The 24,185-nt window shown below is 44.3% G+C and carries 19 protein-coding genes and 3 tRNA genes; 20 read left to right on the forward strand and 2 right to left on the reverse strand.

The features are described from left to right. The first annotated feature begins 5 nt into the window (after positions 1 to 5). From EST42_RS01320 to EST42_RS01400, 19 genes are all read left to right on the forward strand, one after another. Positions 6 to 2,045 carry a copper-translocating P-type ATPase gene (locus tag EST42_RS01320; protein ID WP_134643949.1) on the forward strand — a complete coding sequence of 680 codons (2,040 nt, stop codon included), beginning with the start codon at positions 6 to 8 and terminating at the stop codon, positions 2,043 to 2,045. 856 nt (positions 2,046 to 2,901) lie between these two features. After that, on the forward strand, positions 2,902 to 4,359 hold the full coding sequence (locus EST42_RS01325) for an MFS transporter (RefSeq protein ID WP_134643884.1): 1,458 nt from the start codon (positions 2,902 to 2,904) through the stop codon (positions 4,357 to 4,359). A 61-nt stretch (positions 4,360 to 4,420) separates the two neighbouring features. Further along, entirely contained in the window at positions 4,421 to 5,161 is a 741-nt protein-coding gene (locus tag EST42_RS01330; RefSeq protein WP_134643885.1) for a hypothetical protein, read from the forward strand. Positions 5,162 to 5,859: 698 nt separating this feature from the next. After that, the gene (locus EST42_RS01335) at positions 5,860 to 6,327 is read left to right on the forward strand and encodes a hypothetical protein (RefSeq protein ID WP_134643886.1); all 468 of its coding nucleotides are present in this window, start codon (positions 5,860 to 5,862) and stop codon (positions 6,325 to 6,327) included. 10 nt (positions 6,328 to 6,337) lie between these two features. Further along, complete coding sequence (locus EST42_RS10410; protein WP_167711020.1) at positions 6,338 to 6,496, forward strand: hypothetical protein; 159 nt, start codon at positions 6,338 to 6,340, stop codon at positions 6,494 to 6,496. 295 nt (positions 6,497 to 6,791) lie between these two features. After that, positions 6,792 to 6,881 (forward strand) — tRNA-Ser (locus EST42_RS01340). A gap of 37 nt (positions 6,882 to 6,918) precedes the next feature. Then, positions 6,919 to 6,992: transfer RNA gene (locus EST42_RS01345), tRNA-Met, on the forward strand. 5 nt (positions 6,993 to 6,997) lie between these two features. Next, positions 6,998 to 7,087, forward strand: a tRNA-Ser gene (locus EST42_RS01350). A gap of 115 nt (positions 7,088 to 7,202) precedes the next feature. Further along, entirely contained in the window at positions 7,203 to 8,783 is a 1,581-nt protein-coding gene (locus EST42_RS01355) for an HAD family hydrolase (protein WP_134643887.1), read from the forward strand. Positions 8,784 to 8,981: 198 nt separating this feature from the next. Beyond that, positions 8,982 to 10,544, forward strand: a complete 1,563-nt coding sequence (gene rny / locus EST42_RS01360) for a ribonuclease Y (protein WP_134643888.1) — start codon at positions 8,982 to 8,984, stop codon at positions 10,542 to 10,544. Positions 10,545 to 10,729: 185 nt separating this feature from the next. After that, on the forward strand, positions 10,730 to 11,968 hold the full coding sequence (arcA, locus tag EST42_RS01365) for an arginine deiminase (RefSeq protein ID WP_134643889.1): 1,239 nt from the start codon (positions 10,730 to 10,732) through the stop codon (positions 11,966 to 11,968). Between the two features lie 29 nt (positions 11,969 to 11,997). Further along, on the forward strand, positions 11,998 to 13,044 hold the full coding sequence (argF, locus tag EST42_RS01370; RefSeq protein ID WP_134643890.1) for an ornithine carbamoyltransferase: 1,047 nt from the start codon (positions 11,998 to 12,000) through the stop codon (positions 13,042 to 13,044). 2 nt (positions 13,045 to 13,046) lie between these two features. Then, positions 13,047 to 14,480: an arginine-ornithine antiporter gene (gene arcD, locus EST42_RS01375; RefSeq protein WP_134643891.1), complete on the forward strand. Its 1,434-nt coding sequence runs from the start codon at positions 13,047 to 13,049 to the stop codon at positions 14,478 to 14,480. Between the two features lie 17 nt (positions 14,481 to 14,497). After that, on the forward strand, positions 14,498 to 15,442 hold the full coding sequence (gene arcC / locus EST42_RS01380; RefSeq protein WP_134643892.1) for a carbamate kinase: 945 nt from the start codon (positions 14,498 to 14,500) through the stop codon (positions 15,440 to 15,442). 135 nt (positions 15,443 to 15,577) lie between these two features. Continuing rightward, a complete protein-coding gene (locus EST42_RS01385; RefSeq protein ID WP_134643893.1) occupies positions 15,578 to 16,279 on the forward strand; it encodes a helix-turn-helix domain-containing protein in 702 nt (233 codons plus the stop codon). 788 nt (positions 16,280 to 17,067) lie between these two features. Then, a complete protein-coding gene (locus EST42_RS10830; protein WP_245150314.1) occupies positions 17,068 to 17,193 on the forward strand; it encodes a bacteriocin class II family protein in 126 nt (41 codons plus the stop codon). Positions 17,194 to 18,130: 937 nt separating this feature from the next. Further along, positions 18,131 to 18,493: a DUF1304 domain-containing protein gene (locus EST42_RS01390; RefSeq protein WP_134643894.1), complete on the forward strand. Its 363-nt coding sequence runs from the start codon at positions 18,131 to 18,133 to the stop codon at positions 18,491 to 18,493. A 614-nt stretch (positions 18,494 to 19,107) separates the two neighbouring features. Then, entirely contained in the window at positions 19,108 to 19,860 is a 753-nt protein-coding gene (locus EST42_RS01395) for an ABC transporter ATP-binding protein (protein ID WP_134643895.1), read from the forward strand. 12 nt (positions 19,861 to 19,872) lie between these two features. Next, the gene (locus EST42_RS01400) at positions 19,873 to 21,651 is read left to right on the forward strand and encodes an FtsX-like permease family protein (RefSeq protein ID WP_134643896.1); all 1,779 of its coding nucleotides are present in this window, start codon (positions 19,873 to 19,875) and stop codon (positions 21,649 to 21,651) included. Positions 21,652 to 21,958: 307 nt separating this feature from the next. Here the strand turns inward: EST42_RS01400 and EST42_RS01405 are convergent, their stop codons facing one another. Then, positions 21,959 to 23,227: an ISL3 family transposase gene (locus EST42_RS01405; RefSeq protein ID WP_134643756.1), complete on the reverse strand. Its 1,269-nt coding sequence runs from the start codon at positions 23,225 to 23,227 to the stop codon at positions 21,959 to 21,961. Between the two features lie 186 nt (positions 23,228 to 23,413). Between EST42_RS01405 and EST42_RS01410 the strand changes: the two genes are divergently transcribed. Beyond that, a complete protein-coding gene (locus tag EST42_RS01410; protein ID WP_245150315.1) occupies positions 23,414 to 23,767 on the forward strand; it encodes a PTS transporter subunit EIIB in 354 nt (117 codons plus the stop codon). A 25-nt stretch (positions 23,768 to 23,792) separates the two neighbouring features. Here the strand turns inward: EST42_RS01410 and rpmF are convergent, their stop codons facing one another. Further along, entirely contained in the window at positions 23,793 to 23,966 is a 174-nt protein-coding gene (gene rpmF, locus EST42_RS01415; RefSeq protein WP_134643897.1) for a 50S ribosomal protein L32, read from the reverse strand. Positions 23,967 to 24,185 lie beyond the last annotated feature (219 nt).

A 24,185-nucleotide genomic window follows, 5' to 3' on the forward strand; every position in this document is an offset into this window, starting at 1 on the left:
ACGATATGCACGATATGCACGATATGCACGATATGCACGATATGCACGATATGCACATGAACCACGGTGACCACGACATGATGATGCACGGTGGCCACATGATGCATATGGGCAACATGCAGCAAAAGTTAATTGTCTCGGTTATTCTGACAATTCCAATTATTTTGCTATCGCCAATGATGGGGATGGCTCTGCCATTTACGATTACTGGCGTTCCTGGCCAGAACTGGTTAGTGCTCGTCCTTGGCTCAATTCTATTTTTCTATGGTGGGACACCCTTCTTTAACGGTGCACGTGGTGAATTGCAAAGCAAGCAACCAGCGATGATGACGTTGATTACGATGGGGATTGTGGTCGCGTACTTTTATAGTTTGTACGCCACAATCATGAATGCTTTGCACCCGCACGCGATGATAATGGACTTCTTTTGGGAACTTGCCACGCTGATTGACATCATGTTGTTAGGTCACTTGATTGAAATGAATGCAATTATGAAGGCTGGTTCAGCGGTAGACGCCTTGGCTAATTTAGTGCCAAAAGCGGCCCACCGCCGGCAACATGACGAACATTATCAAGACACACCCATTGACGAGTTGGATTTGGGCGATGTCGTGCTCGTTAAAGAAAACGAACGCGTGCCGGTTGATGGTCGTGTGTTAACAGGGATGCCAACCTTGGACGAATCACTCTTAACAGGTGAGTCGGTTGGCGTGATAAAACATGAAGGTGACCATGTTGTTGGCGGTTCGTTGAACAGTAACACGCCATTTACGATGACCGTTGCCAAGCAAGCTCAAGATGGTTTCTTAGCTCAGGTCCAACAATTGGTAACCCGGGCACAACAGGCGAAAACAAAGTCTGAAACGTTAGCAGACCGCGTGGCTGGCTGGTTGTTCTACGCGGCCACGATTATTGGCATTTTGGCTTTGGTGGTTTGGACGGTTATTCATGGCTTTGCTTTTGCTTTGCCGATTGCCGTGACAGTGTTCATTATCGCTTGTCCCCATGCGTTGGGCTTAGCGATTCCGTTGGTTGTGGCCCGCTTGACAGGCATTGCAGCACAACAAGGGCTGTTGATTCAAAACCGTCCCGCTTTAGAGCAGGTTAATCAATTGCGTTATGCGTTGATGGATAAGACGGGCACGTTGACGGCCGGAAACTTTAAAGTGCAACAAGTCTTAACAACAACGGATGCCATGACGGCGGATGAAATTTTGCGGACCGCAGCTGCTCTGGAACAAGGCAGCACGCACCCAATTGCCACGAGCCTTTTGCAGGCAGTAACTGGAGACTTGCCAACGGTTATGCATCAGGAAACCATTCCAGGTGCTGGTGTGACCGGTATGATTGGGGATGATCACTTTGCTTTGTTAAATATGCCAGCACTACATGAACGGGGTATTGCCCATGAACACGCCATGTTTGCGGCACTAGCTGACAAAGGATATACGGTTAGCTTTTTGGTTAAACATGACACAGTTGTCGGTGTTATCGGGTTGGGGGATGCCATCAAGGATGACGCCCGTCAATTTATTGCAGATCTCAAAGCACAACAAATTACGCCCGTCATGTTAACTGGTGATAATGAAGCGGCTGCCCAAGTAATTGCCCAACAATTAGGGATTGAACAGGTACATGCTAATTTGAAGCCACAAGATAAGGTAGCTTTGGTGACACAATACCAACAACAAGGTGGTGTGATGATGATTGGTGATGGGGTGAATGATTCGCCTGCTCTGGCCCAAGCTGACCTAGGGGTGGCGATTGGCGCTGGAACGGATGTCGCCATTAATGCAGCGGATGTTGTCTTGGTCCACTCAAAACCAAGCGATGTGTTAACATTGTTGTCATTAGCACGCCAAGCCAAGCGTAAGATGACGCAAAACCTGTGGTGGGGAGCTGGCTATAATCTAATTGCGTTGCCATTAGCAGCCGGTATACTGATGCCGATTGGTATTCGTTTGGATCCAATGGTTGGAGCCATCCTAATGTCCTTATCCACAATTGTTGTTGCCATTAATGCCATGACGTTAAAGCTGAAATAAACGTTATATCAACGTTTTAGGCTTAGAATTAAACCTCAAATCCTCGATTTTTACAATCGAGGATTTGAGGTTTTTTACATTAGGTCTCTGTTTGAAAAAAATTTTAGTATTTAGTGCGATATGTATTTGTAGTTATTAAGAGATGTAATACAAAACGCTTAATGTGTATTGGAAAAAGAATGAGAAGGAAATATTATGTTAATAGTAATAGCACAAATTAATGAGAACTCTACAATAGTTAAGATAGCCGCATCCAAGAACAATTCGATGGTCTGTTCTGGCGAGCTTGGGAACGACTAAATGCTTTGTTGCAATAAAACAACGAGGTAGATTTTCAAAAAAATAGCAAAATCTGGCTGGTTTTAGTGTGCCCGTTTTTCTCAAAAAACGCTCAATCGAAAAAAACACTCTGAAACTGTGCCAAGGCACCGGCAGTTTCAAGGTGATTTATCGTATTTTAATTATTTAGTTGTGGTTAAAAATTTAGTGCATGAATAATCCGGCCTTGATTTAGTATGCGTGCATTAGTTACATTTTTTTGCAAAAGTGCCAAAAACGGGAAGCTTTGTGTATTTTTAATAAGTGAAATCCCGTTTCTCGGAATGCGTTGTAAACGCAGCAAAAAAACCACGTGAGGGGGCACGTGGCTTAATGAGTGGTTAATCGGCATGAAACTAAGGGGATAGGGGGATATCCGATTAACTGGTATCTGAATATGCTAGATTCTAGGGTGCATATCTGCGCCTTGAATGATTAGAGTACGCAACAAATTTTTCATAACGCTCCTTTAAATCACCATTGTACTGACACAATGTTAGAATAAAGCGTCTAAAAAAAGCGAAAGAAGGTGGATGTTATGGAGAACAAGCCAAAGTTTGTCGGTATTATCACGGCCGCAATTTTGCTTTCAACATTTATGTCAGCGGTTGAAGGAACCGTTATTTCAACCGCCATGCCAACCATCATTGGTTCCTTGCATGGTATCAAGTTAATGAGTTGGGTGTTCAGTATTTATATGTTGATGACTGCAGTTGCGACGCCAATCTATGGTAAGCTTGCCGATTTGATTGGGCGTAAGCCAGCTATGTTATCAGGACTTATTATTTTCTTATTCGGATCGATGTTGAGTGGTGTTTCCGACAGTATGGGCGCTTTGATTTTCTGGCGTGCGATTCAGGGAATCGGCGCGGGTGGTATTATGCCCGTCGCCTTTACAATTTTGGCTGATTTGTATCCCATCAAGAAGCGTGCTTCAGTCATGGGACTGAACTCAACGGCTTGGGGTGTCGCCTCAATGGTGGGGCCGCTAGTCGGTGGTTATTTGGTGCAAAATCTGTCATGGCACTGGGTGTTCTTCATCAACGTACCAGTTGGCTTAATCGCGATTGGCATTTTGGTATTCTTCTATAAGGATCGCTTCGAACGTCGGAAGGCCACGATTGATTATCCTGGTGTGCTTTGGATGACGATGTTCATCGTGGGGTTGTTGTTAGGTTTGCAAATGATTTCTGAATCTCAATGGGTCTTGATGCTGGTCTTCTTTATTGCCTCAGTAATTGGTTTGTGGTTGTTTATTAAGCGTGAACGCAAGGCTGAAGAGCCATTAATTGATTTGGCGATGTTTAAGTCGGTTGACTTTACCGCTGCCAATACAATTGCCGGCTTGGTGGCTGGTTTCATTATCGCTTATAACGTTTACTTGCCAACTTGGATGCAAGCCTTGGGTGGTATGAAGCCGTCTGTTGCCGGATTCGTAGTAACACCAAGTTCTGTAGTTTGGATGTTTGGTGCAATGATTGCTGGTCGTGTAATGGCGGAGCATGGTGCACAATATCTATTCAAGTTTAGTTTATTTGTCGGCACGCTATATGCCATTATGTTGGCTGTTATGCCAGGGGATGCACCATTTGTGTTGTTCTTGGCGACAGGTGTGATCTTTGGTTTGACGATGGGCTCAACGATGACTGGAACGACAGTGATGGCCCAACAAACAGTTGCGCCAAGTCAAGTTGGGATGGCAACATCATTCAATAACTTGGCCCGGGCCGTGGTCCAAACAATGATGACAACGGTTTACGGCGTTGTCTTGAATGTGTCGATGGCGATTGCTTTACGTGGTCACAGCAATTTGAAGTTCAATGAACTAAATGAGCTGATTGATCCAAATACGGCTAAGAATTTGCCGGCTAGTCACATTGCACCATTACGTGACATCATGACGTTTGGTCTCCACAATATCTTCTGGGTAGGGGCCTTGCTGATGATTGGTGCGATTGCAACGAATATGTGGGCAACCCGTCAGTTAAAGAAATAAATTTAAAAGGTGATGAGGGGATAGACCGCTTAGTTACTTCATTTACGGCAGAGGCATTTATTTGCGATTCGAAGTGGATTGCCTTGCCTTGTGCTTCTATTATGCGCTGGTTGCGATTCGAGTACACGGGGGTCATTTCGTTGACGTCCATAACTTAGATGATATTTTTGTGCCAACAACTGATATGGCACCCACAACGCAAGCTTTATTGGCGGAAATGGTGACTGATTCACTACAGTGTGACACCATTAATGCGGAGCAGGCGGCAGTTGATGCACGCAAAACCCTGTATTATTTGTATATATTAAATGTTGTCGGATCAACTGACTGGCAGCATATTATTACGCCAAGGATGCAACAACGCATTACAGAAATTATGACGATTGTGGCTTGCTGCCATCAGCGTTACTTTGGTATAGCGATGACACCGGCCAGTGCGACTCAAATCAGGCGTGAGTTATTGCCACCGGTGCTGATGTTTGAGCTGCACACGATTGGTGTGGAACACCGACGCTATTTTGACATGGAAGAGGCTTGCCGCATGTACCCGGTGTTGATTGAGATGGCGATCGATGTGAGCCGTGACATAGCGCCGTTGCGCGACCTTACACCTGAAGAATCTGAACGCTTGATGTTTGGTTATTTGTTTACCGTGTTTGCTGCCTACCTTGACCAGGCTGAAATTTTTGCGCCAATTAAAATTGAGATTGATATTACGTACCGCCCGGCGCTTGAAGTCATTTTGAAACGTATGTTGGTGGGGATGGTAGAGTTTAATATTGTTTTTATGAATCGTTTTTAAGATAACGTTGATTGAGTCATTTCAGATGCCCTGTTGGCGGACGTCGATAGCCGAAATCGTTTTGATTGGCAACAACTCCCGACCATTAAGCAAATTGCTCAATTACGGTCACATTTGTCGGTGATTAAACGGCAAAAATTCGAAAAAAGGTTTAAAGAATTGAACCCCGAAAATGATTAGCAAAATACCCACCAATCAATTCAACGATTGGTGGGCGTTTTAGTAGAGGAATCTTCAGAAAAATCGCGATGAAATTGCACGTCTGTAGTCTAATCAAGCTGCAGTTTATAATGACGAAGTGCCGGTTGAAAAAATATCGGAAAAAACGCATCGTGTTGTCGTGGAAGTGTAGGACAAACCGAAAAAGCACCGAAAGCCAAATTCCGTTTGATTCAGGTTGGCGACAAAGCGTGGCCGTTTGATGAGTGGGCATTGGATCCTAAATTGCAATCGGTTTTGGTGACGACGGCAACAGGCGAGCTCCCAGCCTGTCCATCCGATCACTATGCAGTCTTTACAGATGGAATATTGGCTGGTGCGGACGTTTTAGAGATTGTGAAACGTCTGCCGCCAGTCTCAAGTATTTATGCCAGCACGACGGTTGAACTGGAGATTGCAGCCTTTTTGAAACAAAAAGCGGCTTTCTTTGTGCAGGGACTAATCATGATTTATTTTAAACAATTGTTGATAACTTTTTCATGGAGCAACATAGTATCCATTCGGGCGTTACGGAGACGCTGGATATTGCGGAAACATTCGCTGGTTCTGTTGAACGCCGAGGACGTTTTCAAATGACGTTAAGTGGTGTTTTTGCCCCCCTTGCAACAGGTAGTGACGTGGTACACATCAGTGTTGAAAAATTTGAAACAGTTTTGGCCGGTATGAATGGTATTTTTTTGGATGCTGGTGAGAAAAAGGTGTACCTAGAAGGTAATCCACGTGGTGATGTGTACTGGGAATGGCACGTTGAGTTCATTCAACCGGATGGTCAGCTGGTACAATTTGTGATTCCCATGATGGAAAGTTTACAAAAACATATTTTTCCGGATGTGCCCCCGTTTTATTCTTTCCAGATGTCATTGTGGATTAGCGGTGGATTACTATCAATCAAGTCCCAAGTTTACCACAACCTTGATCCACAATGCGCAAAAGGATGGCCGGTATGACACAATTAGTTTGGTTGGTACGGGACTAATTAGTCAGTTAGCGGCAACTTATTACGGTGAGCTACTTCAGCTGCCAGTTACTTGGTTGACGCCGTTGCCAGAGTATGAAACGGCACGCACGCAATATGCCCGACCGAATGTGTTGCGGGCGGCGGATGCACATTGGTAGCGGTTGCCCCAACCAAACGTGGCAGGGGTGACAATCAGTCAGCAGCCGACTCTGGCATTTGATGAAACGGCCTTCATAGGTCAAACTGTGAGCGTTGATGCGAATGAGTTGTTACGTTTCCTCAAACATGAACAGAGCGGGGTTTCATAACACAACATGAAAACGTAAATCTCACCTATTAACTGCGGTGGGGTTTGCGTTTTCACTTCATTCAATCAATTTCATTAAAAGTGTTGACATTTAATAGGTAGGTCTGTATTATATTATTTGTGGTTGCGATAAGTAATTACGTTATGGAGAATTACCCAAGTCTGGCTGAAGGGAACGGTCTTGAAAACCGTCAGGTCGTGAAAGCGGCGCGTGGGTTCGAATCCCACATTCTCCTTTAACGTCGTTGGCGTTACAACTTAAATATTTATTATCGCGGGATGGAGCAGTCTGGTAGCTCGTCGGGCCCATAACCCGAAGGTCGTAGGTTCAAATCCTGCTCCCGCAATTAATGGAGAATTACCCAAGTCTGGCTGAAGGGAACGGTCTTGAAAACCGTCAGGTCGTGAAAGCGGCGCGTGGGTTCGAATCCCACATTCTCCTTACTTAATAACCGTGTCCTTATGGGCGCGGTTATTTTTGTATCATGGCAGTTTTAGGTTGAGATTCTGGGAGACTTGATCTGCTTATTTAAATGACTTTGGGAGGTTGTGAGACGATGCTGACACTACAATTGAGGTACTTGAGATATGCCATTGCGTCTGCTGTCTTAACGATTATTACGGCGCTGACGATGCCACTTTTACAGGGGGAAGCGGCCCTCTTGCACACACCGGTTCCTCATTTTGAGCTAATCGCGTTTATCGTGACGGCCTTATTCATTGTGCTGGTCAATGTGCGAATGTTAATGCAGGCGTATCGGCAACAAAAGGAGACCCAATTAACCACGCTGTGGGTCCCAGTTGTAGGGCAAGCGCTTTGGTTCGCAACGGTTGCTTGGTTACATGAAATGCCAGCGACAGGGGACTTTTTACGGACGATGACCTTGCCACTTGCATTGGCAGGAGTAACGTTGTTGTTGCTATCGCTTGGTTTGCTACAACGCCGCGAACGTGCGATACCGTTAGATGCGGTCATGCAACAAAATGCTCGCCGGCTAACTTGGATTACGGTCGTGTTGGCCATTTACGCCTTGCTATTTTTCGGTATGACCTTAAATTGGCAATCAGGTTTGGCGGTTGCAGCCTCAGTTTTGCTAATCGTTGATCCCCGCTGGCCAGCGTTTTGGGCCGGTTGGCGCCGCTTTAAAATTTTGCGGGCGTTGGCAGCGGATGGAGTAACCTGTCAAAACCCACAAGTACTTGATTACGTGCATAATGTAAAAAATGTTGTGGTGGAAAAAACGGGTATTCTGACCAGCGACACGATTGTTGTGCGGTCTGTTTTATCGGTTGATGAACGGTACAGTGATTTTGATATTTTGGGAATTACAACTGGGTTGTTGGAACCATTTGATTCAGAATTAACCCGCTCAGTCTTGGCGTTTGCCGAAGAACGTGGGGTGTATCCATCAAGCGCCTCAGAACTAGAGCTTATGCCACTGGTTGGGGTGAAAGGTGTCATCTTAAATGAACGTTTCTCGATTGTGTCCGCGGCGTATGCGGTTGAACAGAAGTTTGCTATCGATGCGGCGACACTGCAGTCGTATCAAGAATTAGGCAATTCTGTGAGTTACATTGTCGATGGTCTACAAGTCATTGGGGTCATTACGTTCGGCTCATCGCTTAATAATGCATTGCTAGCCGTTGACCGTCTCTTAACTGAGCAAGGATTACAAGTGCGCCTGGCGACGGCCGATACAACTGGTTCAACCATGCAGGTGAAAAAGCTGATGGGATCGTTAACGGAAACCGTCGCTGATTTGACGCCGGCAGGCAAGCAAGCTCAATTGATGGCTTGGCTGAATCAAGATAATACGATGTTGATTACGAATCAACCATTGCCGGCTGATGTGCAACCAACTATTACGGTTGCGGTGGGTGATCAACCTGTAAATGCGGACATTCACGTTGCGACAGTGACTGATTTGCGCAAGCTTTGGGATACCACTGCAGCACTTTTTAGTACTGATACCAAAGTATTACGTTGGACGTCAGTAGTGATGGCTCTATTTCTCTTGCTCGCAGCTGGCTTAGGTATCTTTATTTCACCATATTTCTTTATGGCACCAGTTGTTGCAACAATCTTAAGATTAGCGCTTTCATTAACCCTTTTAACGGTTGTTGATCCCGAATCATAACAAATGTTACAAGCGTAAAACAAGGCACCCGCCACACCGCCAAAAGGTTGATGTGGCGGGCTTTTTGTAAGCGTCACAGTTTCTGCTTCTAATTGACTTATTATGAGGAAAAGCCTAAAATGAAACCTGTGTTAATAAAGCGCAAAAAAACACTATCGATTTGACATAAACGTCAACTCTATAGACAGGAGATACAAGATGAACATTGCAATGATCATCCTGCTGTCGCTTGTCGCAATCGTAATCGGTGTTGCAATTGGATATATGGTGGCTAAGACACGAATTAACCACACGTTGACAATTGCGCGCCAAACCGCATCAGATATTACGAGTCAAGCTGCCACTGATGCCGAGCAGATGAAGAAGTCTGCTTTGGTTGAGGCACGAGATGAAAGCCAACGTTACCAAGATCGTATCGAACGTGAGCTTCAAGAACGCCGTTCAGAAGTGAAGTCACAAGAAGATCGCTTGGTAAGTCGTGAGTCTGTGTTGGATCGAAAGGACGCCTCATTGCAAAAGCGTGAGGAAGTTATTTCGGAAAAAGAGACAAAACTTGATCAACAACGACAAAGTGTCAACGACAAGCAGAAGCGTGCTGAAGCATTGATTGATGAACGCGAAGCGAAGTTGGTGGAGATTGCAAACTTGAGTCGCGAAGACGCTCGTGAGCAAATCTTGTCAGAAACAAAGGAAGCTTTGGTTTCTGAACGCGCTGTCATGATTAAGGAAAGCGAAGAGCAAGCTGCGGCCGAAGCTGAAAAGCGGGCTAAGAACTTGGTAGTTAGTGCTATCCAACGTTCTGCTGCAGATATGGTTGCTGAAACAACGGTATCTGTTGTGACGTTACCTAATGATGACATGAAGGGACGAATTATCGGTCGTGAAGGTCGAAACATTCGGGCTATCGAAACGGTTACTGGTATTGATTTGATTATTGATGACACACCAGAAGCTGTGGTATTAAGCGGCTTTGATCCAGTCCGTCGAGAAATTGCGAAGAATGCTTTGGAGAAGTTGATTGCTGATGGTCGTATTCACCCAGCTCGCATTGAAGAGATGGTGGAGAAGGCCCGCAAGGAAATGGACGAGCACATCCGCGAAGTCGGTGAGCAAACTATTTTCGATCTCGGCATTCATAGCATGCACCCAGACTTGATTAAAATAATCGGTCGCATGAACTATCGTACAAGTTACGGTCAAAACGTACTGGTACATTCAATTGAAGTCGCTAAACTAACTGGCATGTTGGCTGCTGAGTTAGGTGAAGACGTTACGCTTGCCAAGCGCGCAGGATTATTACACGACATTGGTAAGGCGATTGATCATGAAGTGGATGGTTCCCACGTAGAACTTGGTGTTGAAGTTGCCAAGAAGTACAAGGAACGTCCAATTGTGGTTAACGCTATTGCCTCCCACCACGGTGACGTAGAACCTGATTCTGTCATCGCTGTCTTGGTTGCAGCTGCTGATTCAATTTCAGCTGCTCGACCAGGTGCACGTTCAGAATCACTTGAAAACTACGTCCAACGCTTACGACAACTTGAAGCCATCGCAAATGATTTCAACGGAGTTGAAAAGTCATTTGCGATCCAAGCGGGTCGTGAGGTTCGCGTTATTGTTGAGCCGGCAGCTGTTACCGATTTGGAAGCAACTGTTTTGGCCCGCGATATCAAGAATCAAATTGAACACGATTTGGATTATCCAGGCCACATTAAGGTGACGGTTATTCGCGAATCACGTTCAGTTGAATACGCAAAGTAAGATGAAAGAGCCACCAGCCGGTTTCGGTTGGTGGCTTTTTTGCGCGTTTTTGTCTTTAGCGATTTGGCTAAAAAATTCTAGACAAAGTGCCATATTAAGGTAATGAGGCTTGGTGCAATAATAATCACGTAGCAAAGGAAGCGCTTACAAAAGTGCTTTGTTAAAAGTTCATAAGGGGGAAAATCATGAACAATCCTGCGATTAATGTTAATTCTGAAATCGGAACACTCAAGTCAGTGCTTTTGAAGCGACCTGGGGCCGAGGTTGAGAATATCACACCAGACACAATGGAACGGTTGTTATTTGATGACATTCCATTTTTGAAAATTGCCCAAGAAGAACACGATTTCTTCGCTGATACGTTACGCGATAATGGCGTTGAAACGTTATATGTCGATGATTTGGCGGTTGAAACGTTAGATAGCGATGACGTGATTCGGCATCGGTTTGTCCAGCAGTACTTGGATGAAGCTGGCTACGGTATTGGTACGACACATGATGCCCTGTTTAACTACTTGGAAACGTTTGATACCCGTGACATGGTGACGAAGTTGTATGCCGGTATTCGACGTAACGAGTTTGATTTTGAAAATGATTCCTTGCATGATTTGGCAGGACGTGATGCGGCGAACCCATTCTTGTTGGACCCATTACCTAATGCGTATTTCACACGTGATCCGCAGGCGTCAATGGGAAACGGTATCACCATTAATCACATGACGTATAAGGCCCGTCAGCCAGAGTCACTGTTTACAGAGTTCATCATGCAGTATCACCCACGCTTTGCTGGACACGTGGATATCTGGCGTGACCGTAACCACAACACGCGGATTGAAGGTGGGGATGAATTGATTTTGAACGACCACGTGATTGCTATTGGGGTATCGCAACGCACATCGTCAAAGTCAATTGAAGCCTTGGCCAAGGAGTTGTTTGCTAATCCAAATAGCCACTTTGATACGGTGGTCGCTGTCGAAATTCCGCACAACCACGCCATGATGCACCTCGATACGGTCTTCACGATGGTTAACCGCGATCAATTTACGGTTTTCCCAGGCATTATGGATGCTGGTGGCCAAATGAACATTTTCATTATGACGCCAGGACCTGATGGCACAGTGAAGTTGGCCCACCGCACCGATTTGGGCAAAACCTTGCAAGAAGTATTGGATTTGTCAGAATTGGATTTGATTGAAACCGGTAGTGGTGATGAAATTGTGGCACCACGTGAGCAATGGAACGATGGGTCAAATACGTTGACGATTGCCCCTGGGGAAGTGGTGACCTACAACCGAAATTACGTCAGCAACGAATTGTTGCGTCGCCACGGCATCATTGTACACGAAGTGATTTCAAGTGAGTTGTCGCGTGGCCGTGGTGGTCCACGTTGCATGTCGCAACCAATCTGGCGTGAAGATTTGTAACCAACAGATAAAGATGAGGAGTAAAAACCATGGCAATTAATTCAGTATTTCAAGGGCGTTCATTCTTAGCTGAAAAGGACTTCACATCAGCTGAAATCCAATACTTGGTTGATTTTGGGTTACATTTGAAGACGTTGCAAAAGAATCACATCCCACACCGTTACCTAGAGGGGAAGAATATCGCCTTGCTCTTTGAAAAGACGTCAACACGGACGCGTTCGGCCTTTACCACGGCAGCAGTAGAGCTTGGGGCACACCCAGAATATTTGGGAGCTAATGACATCCAATTAGGGAAGAAGGAATCTGTTGAAGATACCGCCATTGTGCTAGGTAGCATGTTTGATGGTATTGAGTTCCGAGGATTCAGTCAGGCGGATGTGGAAGGACTGGCCAACCATTCTGGTGTGCCAGTTTGGAACGGTTTGACTGATCAATGGCACCCAACGCAAATGATCGCTGACTTTATGACGGTGAAAGAAAACTTCGGTCATTTGCGTGGTTTGACACTCACGTTTGTGGGCGATGGGCGTAACAACATGGCGAATTCATTGTTGGTTACGGGGGCAATGCTGGGCGTAAATATCCACATTGTTGCGCCTGAAGAATTGCACCCAACTCAAGAAGTGGTAGATTTGGCCAATACGTTTGCAAAGGAAACCGGCGCTGAGTTACTCGTGACGGCTGATATCGATGCGGGCGTCAAGGGTTCAAATGTTGTTTACACAGATGTTTGGGTATCAATGGGTGAAACAGACTGGGAGACCCGCGTGAAGTTGTTGACGCCTTATCAAGTTAACATGGCAATGTTGCGTAAGACGGGTACGCCAGATGATGAGTTAATCTTCATGCATTGCTTACCAGCTTTCCACGACGTGAATACGAAGTACGGCCAAGAGGTGCAAGCCCAATATGGCATCACTGAAATGGAAGTGACGGATGAAGTCTTCCGCAGTAAGTTTGCGCGTCAATGGGACGAGGCTGAAAACCGCAAGCACTCAATTAAGGCGATCATGGCGGCGACGTTGGGTAACTTGTTTATTCCTGATGTGCCAGCGCTTGAAGAAAACGGTAAGTAGCTATGGCAGATACTAAGGATCACGGGATTGCGCTACCAGCCTTAGTTGCCCTTGTTATTAGTTCCGCAATTGGAGCCGGCATCTTTGATTTACCGGCCACGCTTGCGCAAGGGGCAACACCCGGTGCTGCTATCTTAGCCTGGGTTATTACTGGGTTTGGCATATTGATGTTAGCACTTAGTCTAAATAATTTGGTGTTGAATAAACCTGAATTAACGGGTGTGTCAGATTACGCGCGGGCTGGTTTCGGTGACTTTGCTGGGTTCATTTCTGGTTGGGGGTACTGGCTATCAGCATGGCTGGGTAATGTGGCGTTTGCCACGATGTTAATGTCAGCACTAGGCTACTTTTTCCCGGCGTTGAAGTCCGGCAATAGTGTGCCGGCAATTGTTTTGGCGTCACTGGTGTCGTGGGCGTTAACGCTCTTAGTAACGCGTGGGATTGAATCAGCCGCGGCAATCAACACAATTGTGACGATTACGAAGTTGGTCCCAATTTTTGCCTTTGTAGTGGTAGCCATTTTGAGCATTAAGGCGGGTGTATTTACGGCCCATTTTTGGCAAAATATGAGCACCAATGTGGGTGGTGAACTCGTGTTTAGTTCAGCAACTACTGCTGGGATTGCCGAGCAAATCAAGAACTGTGTCATGGCAATGATGTGGGTGTTCGTTGGTATTGAAGGCGCCACGATGATGGCGGCTCGCGCCAAGAAAAAGTCCGATGCAGGTAAGGCGACAATTATCGGGTTGATTTCGTTGCTGGTTATCTACATGGTTGTCTCAATCTTGCCATATGGCTATCTTTCATTGCAGGAGTTACAACAGGTACAGCATCCAGCTTTGTTGTACTTATTTGAAAGTATGACTGGCCCGATTGGTGGTGCGTTTATCAGTATCGGGTTGATTATCTCGATCTTAGGGGCATGGTTGTCATGGACGATGTTACCAGTGGAAGCAACTTCATTAATGGCAGAACAGGGGTTGTTACCTGAGTGGTTTGGTGTTTTGAATAAGTACCGGGCACCGCAACATTCATTGTTGTTAACTCAGGTATTGATTCAAATCTTCCTGATTACGCTTTTGTTTACTGACGAAGCCTATAACTTTGCCTATTCATTGTGTACGGCGGCTATCGTGGTTTGCTATGTCCTAGTTGGGGCCTACCAATTAAAGCTGGGGTTACAGCTGAAAAAGCTATCGGTTATTCTGCCAGGGCTGATTGCAGTTATCTTTGAAGTGACCGCGATTGTATTTTCAGGCATGCAGTATTTATGGCTCTGCACAATTCTTTATGTCTTAGGGTTCATGTTGTACGTCAGAGCACGACGAGAAGTACAACAGGCGATTTCAAAGACGGAATTAGTGATGATGGGTGTCGTGGTCGTCCTCGCACTGGCTGCCATTATGGCCTTAGCAACGGGGAACTTAAAGATTTAAGTAAAGGAGTGACGGGAATGACGAAACGAATCGTGGTGGCCCTTGGGGGAAACGCCATTTTGACGGATGATCCAAGTGCAGCCGCACAGCAACAGGCCATCCAGCAAACCGCACAACAATTGATTAATTTCTTAGCGGCTGGAGATGTGCAACTTGTTTTGACTCATGGTAATGGACCACAAGTCGGTAATTTAGTGCTCCAACAATTACAAGGTAGTTCGGTGAAGAACCCGGCAATGCCGTTGGATACGGTTGGAGCCATGACACAAGGTGAGATTGGCTTATGGTTGGCAGATGCTTTAAATTATGAAATTAGCATTCGTGGTTTATCACAACGGGTGGCCACGGTGTTGACGCGCACGGTTGTTGATGAAGCTGATTCAGCTTTCCGTCAACCAACAAAGCCCATCGGACCGTTTTACACGGTTGATGAACTGCCGGCTATTAAGCAACAGTACCCGGATTGGCAATTTGTTGCTGATGCTGGTCGTGGTTTCCGCCGGGTTGTGCCGTCACCAAAGCCAGTTAGTATCATGGAGGCTGCCGAAATTCAGACCTTGGTACAAGATGGTGTGACATTAATTGCCGGTGGTGGTGGCGGTGTACCGGTAATCGAAAAAGAAGGTCATGTGACAGGCGTCGAAGCGGTTATTGATAAGGATTTCACGGCTGCTAAGCTGGCTGAATTGGTCGATGCCGATGAACTGTTGATTTTGACAGCGGTACGCTATGTGGCAAAGGACTTTAATCAACCGTCGCAGACGATGATCAAACGGATTAGCGTGACAGAAATGCAACAATTAGTAGATGCCGGCCAATTTCCAGCCGGTTCGATGAAGCCTAAAGTTGAAGCAGCTATTAGCTTCGTACAGAATACGGGGCGACCTGCCGTTATTACATCGCTTGATAATGTGCAAGCATATCTTGCTGATGGAGATGGGACAGTGATTGTGCCAGATTAATCGAATTATATTTAAGCGAGCGGTCATGCTCGCTTATTTTTTCGTAAATGTAAAAAATTTAAGAGGCTAAATGCATGAGAACACTTATAATTAAGGAGGAGAGTTTTTGAGCTGCGATTTCAAGGGGGAAATACAATGCTACAAAATTTCATGACACAGTGGCTGTATATTTCAGACTACGATACTGCCTTGGACCAAGCTTTTGTTAGTAAAGCTAAAATAAACGGTGTTGATTTGGAACAACGCTATGTAGCGGTTGTTTTAAGTGGGGACCGACGTCGGATGCCTGAACATCGTTTGGCACTTAATTTGGATGCAAAGCGCCGGATTTATGTTTTGTCCGAGGAAGGCGTGCAACCGTTTTTGGAGGCCTTGTCACCGGACATCTTCGCAGGTGTCGGGGGTGCTCACTTTGATATATCAACAGGTATTAAAGAGGCGTTATTTGCCGTGTTGCTGACCAATGAGTTTGAGCGGGTTGTCATCTTTAATCAGGTTGGTTATTTGTATGACTTGGTTAAATCTGATTTGGTCTATCCAAATGTTGCGGCCTACTATGAACGGATTGATGATGAAACCTGGTTGACGTTTTGGGAATATGTCCAGCACATGTCATCAACAAAAGAGACCGCGTGTTTAATGTTGGTGCATCCCAAGACAATTGTTTATAGGCTAAACAAAATCTGTGCAACTACCGGACTAAACCCAAAGCAAGGCGTTGATTTGTTGCCATTGATTGTGACTTATACTCGCAAACAGACCGCCTGTTTTAATAAATTGGTAAGCGAGCTACAAAGCCTGTCTGACAGTTTGTTGCCACGCGATAAGGTGTATTAAGCCCGCTAGTATGGGGTAATGACTGGCTGCTACGACAATAATGGCGAAAATGCTGTTTCAAAGTCAAAGTGTATTGATGGCCGGTAAAATCAAATATTTTAAACCTTACCTAGGCAGCTGGTCTCACATTGTTGAATACAGCTGCCTTTTGTTTATATTTCATTGAGTAGTAGCTTTTTTTGGATGAGGGTGCGCAGCATAAAGTGTTGAAAACCGTAACTTAGCGATCTCGTTGGATAATCACCCCCTGTTGGTATACATGATTTACATTTATAAATCCATCATGCTTTTATTAGAGCATAAGATATAAAATGGAGCAAAGTTAAGATTAAGATGTATTGCTAATCAACCGTAGATAGAATTTTTAGGTCTAATGAATAAGCGAATCGAAACGTTTGAAATAATGTCTGAAATAAACTAAGCAAGATAATAGGTGGAATAATAGTCAATATTTGAAAATGTTGAGAGTGACAGTGGTTACTTACCACAAAGTAGTTATGTAGCAAACATTGATATGATGACTATCTGCACGTATGAGATTGACAAAAAATTCGGTCAAATGATGGAGTTGACGGACAGGCAATACACGAATGGTGGATTTAGAATTACAATTAATGCTGTAGTCAAGGAGGAATGATGCACGAATAACAAGGTGCGACAGTTTTTACAACTTGATTTATGTATGGTCGTATTTGGTGTTGTGTATTTCGTAGTTACCAATTTTATTGGATATGAGAAATCTGTTACGGATTCAACTATTGTATCTGTAATTTTTGGGAAGATTAGACATGGATTCAATTAAGAATTTTGATGTAATTTCAGAAGATGAATTATCAATGGTAGAAGGTGGTGGCTTGGGTAAGGCCATTATCGGTGGTTTTGTAAGGGAGAAGCTTTCGTTAAAGCACACGTAAGTGCTGCCGGGGAGCTATTGGATGGACGTTTAACCATTAAGGTTGATAAGTCGTCGGGTTTATTGATAATTGGACATGTTTTGTCGTAAAAAAAGGCTGGGACAAAACTTAGCTGAATAATTTAAATAAAAAACAGGTGCGCCCCCTTGATTACAGTGGGCCCGTCAAGTTGACATATGAAATAATAAAAAATTGAATCTATGCTGTAAAACTAGAAACAATGGCCTCATTCCGGTATTCGTACAGTGTGAGGTCACTATTTTTTTCTGGCCGATACATGTAATTAAAATAATCAGCGCCAAAAAGTAAGTAGTACGCGCTACTATACGAATGTCTAGTCGTTAGTTGTTTCAAAATAAATGGCACTGATAATTGGTAAAATTTAATATATGGAAAGAATTGTAAGACTAGCTTCAAAGTGAAATGGTACTGTTGATCAGTAAATTTTAATATTATAGCTACTACTGCTACCAATTAGTAAGGTCGGTAGCATTTCCTTGTTAATAATCGAAACTAATTATAATGAAAGGGTTTACATTTTTATAGAAAGCGCTTACAATAATATTTGTGTTAGAGACACGGGGAACGCAATGTTGATGATATAGACTGAAAACGTTTAAGGAATCGGGGACCGTGTTGATAAGTAATGTCGTCATGTTTCACTCTTGCTGTTCGAGTAATCGTTCAATATCTTAAAAACTAGCTGAAAACTCTTCTCCTTCAGGAAATACCGATCGATGAAATTTCTCTCCAGGAAATATTCGAACAGCAAGAGGGTGATGAGACGACTCTTTATCAACATCAACGCTTTCATAATCAAAAAATATTTTGTGGGTCGTCAACCATACCTGAGCCATATCGCGGATACGCGATGTGGCTTTTATATTATCTATCATGTTATTATAGCGATATAACTTATTAGGAGATATAAGTGGTTATGATTGGGAATATTTTGACGGTGTTGGTTGCTTTGGAAGCACTTTACATCATGGTCTTAGAGATGTTTGGGTCACCAAAGAAGCAAGCGGAAACGTTTGATTTAGAGGAAGAATTTACGAAAGTACCAGAAGTTCGGTCATTGTTAGGAAATCAAGGAATCTACAACGGAATGTTGGGTGTTTTGATTTTGCTAACAATGGTTGTCCTAAATGGTGCAGCTGAAATGACGATGTTGAAGCTCTTTATGGCTTACATTATCGTGGTTGCGATTTACGGTAGTATGACAGCTGCCAAGAAAATTATCTTGGTGCAAGGATTACCAGCAGCGCTCGCATTGTTTGCGCTGATCTTGCACATTTAATTGGGAAGAGGTGGTTTCGAGAGTTATTATTAGCGAAAATTTTAGAAGCACCCTATACTATAGTTATTCCCCGTGGTAGTTACGCTAATGACTATCTGTACAAATATTTGTACGACGCGCCGTAGATATACGGCGCTTTTTTTCGTATTTTGACGATGTGTCGTGACTAAGTTTTTATCTGGTATATGAGCGTCCCAAAGTTATTTGCAAGAAAATTGTTAACGCATGAGCCGGAAGGATGACCAGCTAGTCTAGTAGAGGCTATTTTGGCTGCCGCATGGTGGGTGGGATGTGACGTAGTGATTGTCAGAAGTGAACTCGCAAGTTCGGCCGACTGCAGGTTAGATAAGGCGAACGGACCCAGACCCTTAACCCAATTATTTGGGTGTTTGCCGGTGCCCGCGCCCTCTCTGACAATCTTTGGCAAAGTCACGCCTCGCCCACGAAGCCTCGGCACAACGGACGACCCAAAATAGACGATTTTTCCAACATCACGAAAAATTAACCAACTTATTGTTTTGACATGGTATTTTGTTCGTTGTATAGTATGTGATGTAATATAAATGAAACAAAAGACAAGAAAAGAAAAGATATTAATTAGTGGGGAAACGAACATGACACAACCAGTACTTATTGCGGATAAGTTAAATAAGACATACACCAGCGCAGCCGGGGTGGAACAACACGTTTTGAAGGACTTGTCATTGACTGTCCCACGTGGTGAGTTTGTGGCCATCATGGGGCCTTCAGGATCAGGTAAGTCAACATTGCTCAATATCTTGTCAACGTTGATGAAGCCAACCGAAGGGGCAGTGGCTATTAACAATAAAGATATCCTCCACATGACTGACGATGAAATCTCAAACTTCCGCGGGCGTGACATGGGCTTTATATTCCAAAGTTACAACTTGATTGAAAGTCTGACAGTGCGTGAGAATATCGCGTTGCCTTTGACACTCCAAAAAGCAAAGACACGGGTGATAAATGATGCCGTAGCGAAGGTGGCAGCATTGCTTCATATCAGCGAGTACTTGGATAAGTACCCATCAGAGTTGTCAGGTGGTCAGCAACAACGTGTTGGGGCTGCCCGTGCGTTGGTTCACGAACCAGCTTTGATTTTCGGTGATGAGCCAACAGGAGCCTTAGATTCAGAAAATGCTCGCGAAATGATGAATTACTTGACGACAATTAACCAAGAACGTGATATTTCCATTGTGATGGTGACGCACGATCCATTCTCAGCATCATTTGCCTCACGGATTTTGTTCCTGACAGACGGTCAAATTACGAAGACGTTAACGCGTGATGATCGTTCACGTGAAGACTTCTATAACTATGTTTTGTCAGAACTTGGCAACTTTAACTAGTGGGGTGATAATATGTTTCAAATTGCTTTAAAGTCACTCCGCGCCAAGTGGCGTGACTACACTGTGCTCTTCGTAGGATTGGTCATTTCAGCAGCTATCTTTTACATGCTGAGCGCCATCGCGTTGAACCGTGATTTTTTGTTAAATAATTCATCAATTGGTCTGATTGTGCCAGTCTTTATGGTCGGTGAATTTTTGCTAGGCGTGATTACGTTTGTGTATTTGAATTTTGCCAACAGTTTTCTGTTGCGTTTGCGTCAGTCTGAATATGGCCTAATGGCAATGCTAGGGGCGAAGAAGTCGCAAATTGGGTATTTGTTGATGCAAGAAACACTAGCCTTGGGTGTTATCTCAACGGTCATTGGTATTTTTGCAGGTATTGGGTTAACAGCTGCCAGTGGTAATTTCTTGATGAATTTGCTGGACACAAAGTTGGCAAACTGGTCAGTATTCTCGTTTAATGCCGCATTAGCAACGTTGGTATTCTTCGTGGCTTTGTTCTTCATTAACGGGCTCTACAATCGTAGCCGACTTAGTAAGCAAGATACGTTGACACTGTTGACGGCGGACAAACAGGTTTCGCAACCAAAGCGTCACAAGATTCTTGACCCAATTCTTGGCCTGGTTGGTTTGGGCTTGTTGATTTTCAGCTATGTGATGATGCCAGGTATCGTGCATCTTGGGTTGTACGGGTTCATTGGTGTCCTTGTGCTTAACGTCTGGGGAACATACTGGTTTGTGAGCCGGACGTTGAAGATGGTCACGTATGCTTTGCGTGGATCACGTTTCAACAATCGTGGGTTACGGTCATTCTTGAACGGACAACTATTGTTCCGTTTGCCCGAGTACCAACGTATTCTAACGGTTATTTCAGTTATGTTCGGATTGGCACTTGGTGCCATGTCAGTGGGGCAAGGGTATTATCGTGCCTTGCCGCAGCAAGCACAGTCGCGTCAACCATTCACGGCGGCCTACACGTCAGATAAAATTAGCACGTCAAATTTGAAGGACATCACTTGGGAAGCCACGTATCACTACAGTGTGAATAAGGGCAAGGTATACTTTAACGGTGATGAGTTTAACGCCAAGAAGTTGCCAACAGTCGTTGAAACTGGCAAGGAAAATAAAACGCGGATTAAGTGGTTAACCGGTGATTACATGTTGGCGACGCCGGGTTCAGAATATACGCTAACGAATATTGCAGACCAAATTTTGGACAAGCAATATGGTGCAACAGCGGTTGTGACAAACAACGAGTCTGAAATGGCTGCTAAGGGGGATGTGAAATCAGTTCACTTGGTAACGGTTAAGAGTTTTGCAGCCAACGAAGCAACACTGACGGCGAACGCAAAGCATGAAGCTCGTTTCACTGGCACGGCAATTAATCACCAAGCCGGTGTAGTAGGTACGTTTACGTTACTTAAGAACGTCTTCGGCGGTTTGGAATTCATGGGTATCTTCTTAGGAATTGCCTTCTTGGCGATGCTGGCATCAACCTTGATGTTTAAGGTATTGTCAGGGGTTGCTGATGACAAGCGTCGGTATCGTATCTTGACGATGATAGGAACGAGCAAGCGACAAGTAACGACTACGGTTGTGAAAGACTTGGGTGTCTTGTTCTTCATTCCAATGATCATCGGAACGTTAGATGTCGTTTTCGGACTACAAATGTTCAAAACATTGATGACAAATCCATACGTTGGCTTTATGCCATCGCTGATTGCCATTGTCGTTTTGTACGTGATTTACTTTGTCATGACGATCGTTTTGTACCGCCGTTTACTTAAGTAATATCGGGTGCATAGACCGTATTCTTAAATTATTCATGTAATTTAAGGACAGATACGGTATAATGTAAGTATTCAAAATGCTGTGGAGTAAATGACGTAAAACGTTTGTTTGAGACATTTATGACACCTGAAAGCAGGTTACCTAAACGCGCAAGGTAACCTGCTTTTTTTGTGCATGTGTAATCCGGCACATTCCCGTAAAATGAGGCTCTATGCCAAATAGCGTTGGTCGACAATGAATTTGAAAATTAACGCGATTTGAAGAGTCGCAAAAAGTGGTGATGACAGAAATGTTGTCACCACTTTTTTTAGAATTTTCCATACTTCATTTGGATACGGATGCGTCGCATGTAATTACCGAGGTTTTGATAACCGTATGCGGTACGAGCTATTTGCTTAAGGCGACGGTTGATGCCTTCGATTTTACCGTTTGACCATGGGCAACGAAGACTTTCGAGGATGCCTTTTAAATTGCGCTTAAAAGTACCGATGGTCACGTCCATGGCGGAACCCACCGGTTTGTAAGTGCTGATCAATGCATGAATTAGCTCGGGGCTACGCTTGTCCATTGCTTCTAAAGCTTCTTGGTACACTAAATAAGCCGCCTCGAGAACCGGAAATGATTTGAACACTAGCGTGAGAGCTTCTTCTTCCGTGATATATTCGTTCAAGCCTCGCATATATTTACGATGGGTAGTTTCTAAGTTGCTGTATTTTTTGAGGAAAAGGCGCCAGCCGTTTTTCATTATTTTGTATTCACGAGAGTGCTTATCAAGTAGATGCTGAATGCCTGTGCGAATAGTGTTGATGGCACGGGTCATTAGTTGAACGATATGGAATCGATCAATGACAATTTGGGCATTAGGAAATAGTTCCGGCACGAGGGTAGCGTAGCTAGCGTTCATGTCCATGACGACGTGCGTGACTGCCTGGCGTTGCTTCAAAGAGAAGCCATAGAAATAACTTCGGATTGTGTTTAAATCACGACTTGGCAATATCTCCATAAAGTTGTCAGGTGATGCATACACGAAAGCGTATGATCTGCTAATTCGAATTTCATCGAAGCTTAGAACTGCTGGTAAATGACTGTAGTCATAACGATAATCCTGGAGTTCGTCGTTGATAACACGGTGAACTGTTGAGTGTGAAAGACGCAAAATAAAACCGATAACTTTCTCTGAAATATCCTCCATAGCCAGTCGAATAACTTGAAGGCGTAGGGGTTTAGAGATGTTTCGGGCTTCTTCTAAATCGGGTGATGACACAACTACGGAAGCGTTGCACTCATGGCAGTAATAGCGCTGCTTACGCAGGCGTAGGCGGTTGTCGAAACCGTTAGTTGCGGGTAGCTTTACTTCGGTGGGTTTGCTGAAACCATTTTTGGTTAATATACTCTCTTGGCCACACAACGTGCATCGATCCATATCACCGTGTAGTGCAGCTTCATAAACGATAGTTTTATGATTATCTTTTCCACGATATGAGATATGGTTAAATTCACCGTTATCATCCATTAAAAATTCGAAATTTGGGTCTGTTAATCCGACGCTACGTAGGATAGAATCATTTAAAGACATCAATAGCTCTCCTTGTATTTTAGTTTTAGACGACTTTAGGATACACCGAGCTATTGGTGTTTTTTATTGTTGTTTTGAGAATGATTGATAAATGTAAAAAAAGCGTTGGTGATTAATCACCAACGCCAAAAAGAATAGAACCCTTTTTTTGCGTAGTCGGCGGTAATATACGAGTAAAGGGAGGTGATGATGGTGGTTAGTCTGGAACAAAAGCAAGCTGAACAAGTTGTCCAGACTGTTGGGAGCGCGACAAATATTAAACGGGTAATCCATTGTGTGACACGATTGCGCTTTTATTTAGTTGATCCCTGCAAGGTTGATTCGCCACAGTTGGTTGCAATTGATGGCGTGGCTGGAGAGGCCTTTAACGCGCTCCTTGGCCAATATCAAGTTGTGATTGGCCCTGGTGTCCATGAGGTGTATGAAATGGTGGAGAACGTCTTACAAGATGCGACGCGTGAGTCTGATGCGCAACCAAGCACAATGGGGGCTTGGCAACGGCATCAAGCAGTGGCTGCAAGGCATAAAAAAAACCACTAGGACGAATCCTAGTAGTCTTTCTTAATTACTTAGGTGCAACAACTTGCTTGCCCTTGTATGAACCATCAGCGGCCACGTGGTGGTTACGTACGTAAACACCGTTTTCGTTCATGTGGATAGCAGGCGTCTTAAGTCCGCCTTGACCACCGCGACGTGAGCGCTTTGCGTTCTTTGAAGTCTTACGTGCAGGAACTGCCATATTTTTATCCTCCCTTACACCGCCGTGTCAGAAAAGAAAGGCAGTGTTTAATAATCGATTATTTTTTCAACTGTTCTAAATTACATTATTTTTTGATAGTTGTCAAGTGATGGGCGCTTTTTTCCTGTTTTGGGTATGCCGATTGAACGTTGATATCACGGGCTTTCGTTGTTTACAAAATATATGTAAAGTAAGATAATTAAACGTACCAAAAAACAA

The sequence above is a fragment of the Weissella cibaria genome, from assembly GCF_004521965.1.
Lineage (GTDB): Bacteria > Bacillota > Bacilli > Lactobacillales > Lactobacillaceae > Weissella > Weissella cibaria_A.

Coding starts and splice junctions, on each gene's coding strand:
- EST42_RS01385 (WP_134643893.1), top strand. CDS start 15,578: ATGCTACAAAATTTCATGACACAGTGGCTGTATATTTCAGACTACGAT.
- EST42_RS01335 (WP_134643886.1), top strand. CDS start 5,860: ATGGAGCAACATAGTATCCATTCGGGCGTTACGGAGACGCTGGATATT.
- EST42_RS01390 (WP_134643894.1), top strand. CDS start 18,131: ATGATTGGGAATATTTTGACGGTGTTGGTTGCTTTGGAAGCACTTTAC.
- rpmF (WP_134643897.1), bottom strand. CDS start 23,966: ATGGCAGTTCCTGCACGTAAGACTTCAAAGAACGCAAAGCGCTCACGT.
- arcA (WP_134643889.1), top strand. CDS start 10,730: ATGAACAATCCTGCGATTAATGTTAATTCTGAAATCGGAACACTCAAG.
- EST42_RS01320 (WP_134643949.1), top strand. CDS start 6: ATGCACGATATGCACGATATGCACGATATGCACGATATGCACGATATG.
- EST42_RS01325 (WP_134643884.1), top strand. CDS start 2,902: ATGGAGAACAAGCCAAAGTTTGTCGGTATTATCACGGCCGCAATTTTG.
- EST42_RS01395 (WP_134643895.1), top strand. CDS start 19,108: ATGACACAACCAGTACTTATTGCGGATAAGTTAAATAAGACATACACC.
- EST42_RS01410 (WP_245150315.1), top strand. CDS start 23,414: ATGATGGTGGTTAGTCTGGAACAAAAGCAAGCTGAACAAGTTGTCCAG.
- EST42_RS01400 (WP_134643896.1), top strand. CDS start 19,873: ATGTTTCAAATTGCTTTAAAGTCACTCCGCGCCAAGTGGCGTGACTAC.
- rny (WP_134643888.1), top strand. CDS start 8,982: ATGAACATTGCAATGATCATCCTGCTGTCGCTTGTCGCAATCGTAATC.
- argF (WP_134643890.1), top strand. CDS start 11,998: ATGGCAATTAATTCAGTATTTCAAGGGCGTTCATTCTTAGCTGAAAAG.
- arcC (WP_134643892.1), top strand. CDS start 14,498: ATGACGAAACGAATCGTGGTGGCCCTTGGGGGAAACGCCATTTTGACG.
- EST42_RS01405 (WP_134643756.1), bottom strand. CDS start 23,227: ATGTCTTTAAATGATTCTATCCTACGTAGCGTCGGATTAACAGACCCA.
- EST42_RS10830 (WP_245150314.1), top strand. CDS start 17,068: ATGGATTCAATTAAGAATTTTGATGTAATTTCAGAAGATGAATTATCA.
- arcD (WP_134643891.1), top strand. CDS start 13,047: ATGGCAGATACTAAGGATCACGGGATTGCGCTACCAGCCTTAGTTGCC.
- EST42_RS01355 (WP_134643887.1), top strand. CDS start 7,203: ATGCTGACACTACAATTGAGGTACTTGAGATATGCCATTGCGTCTGCT.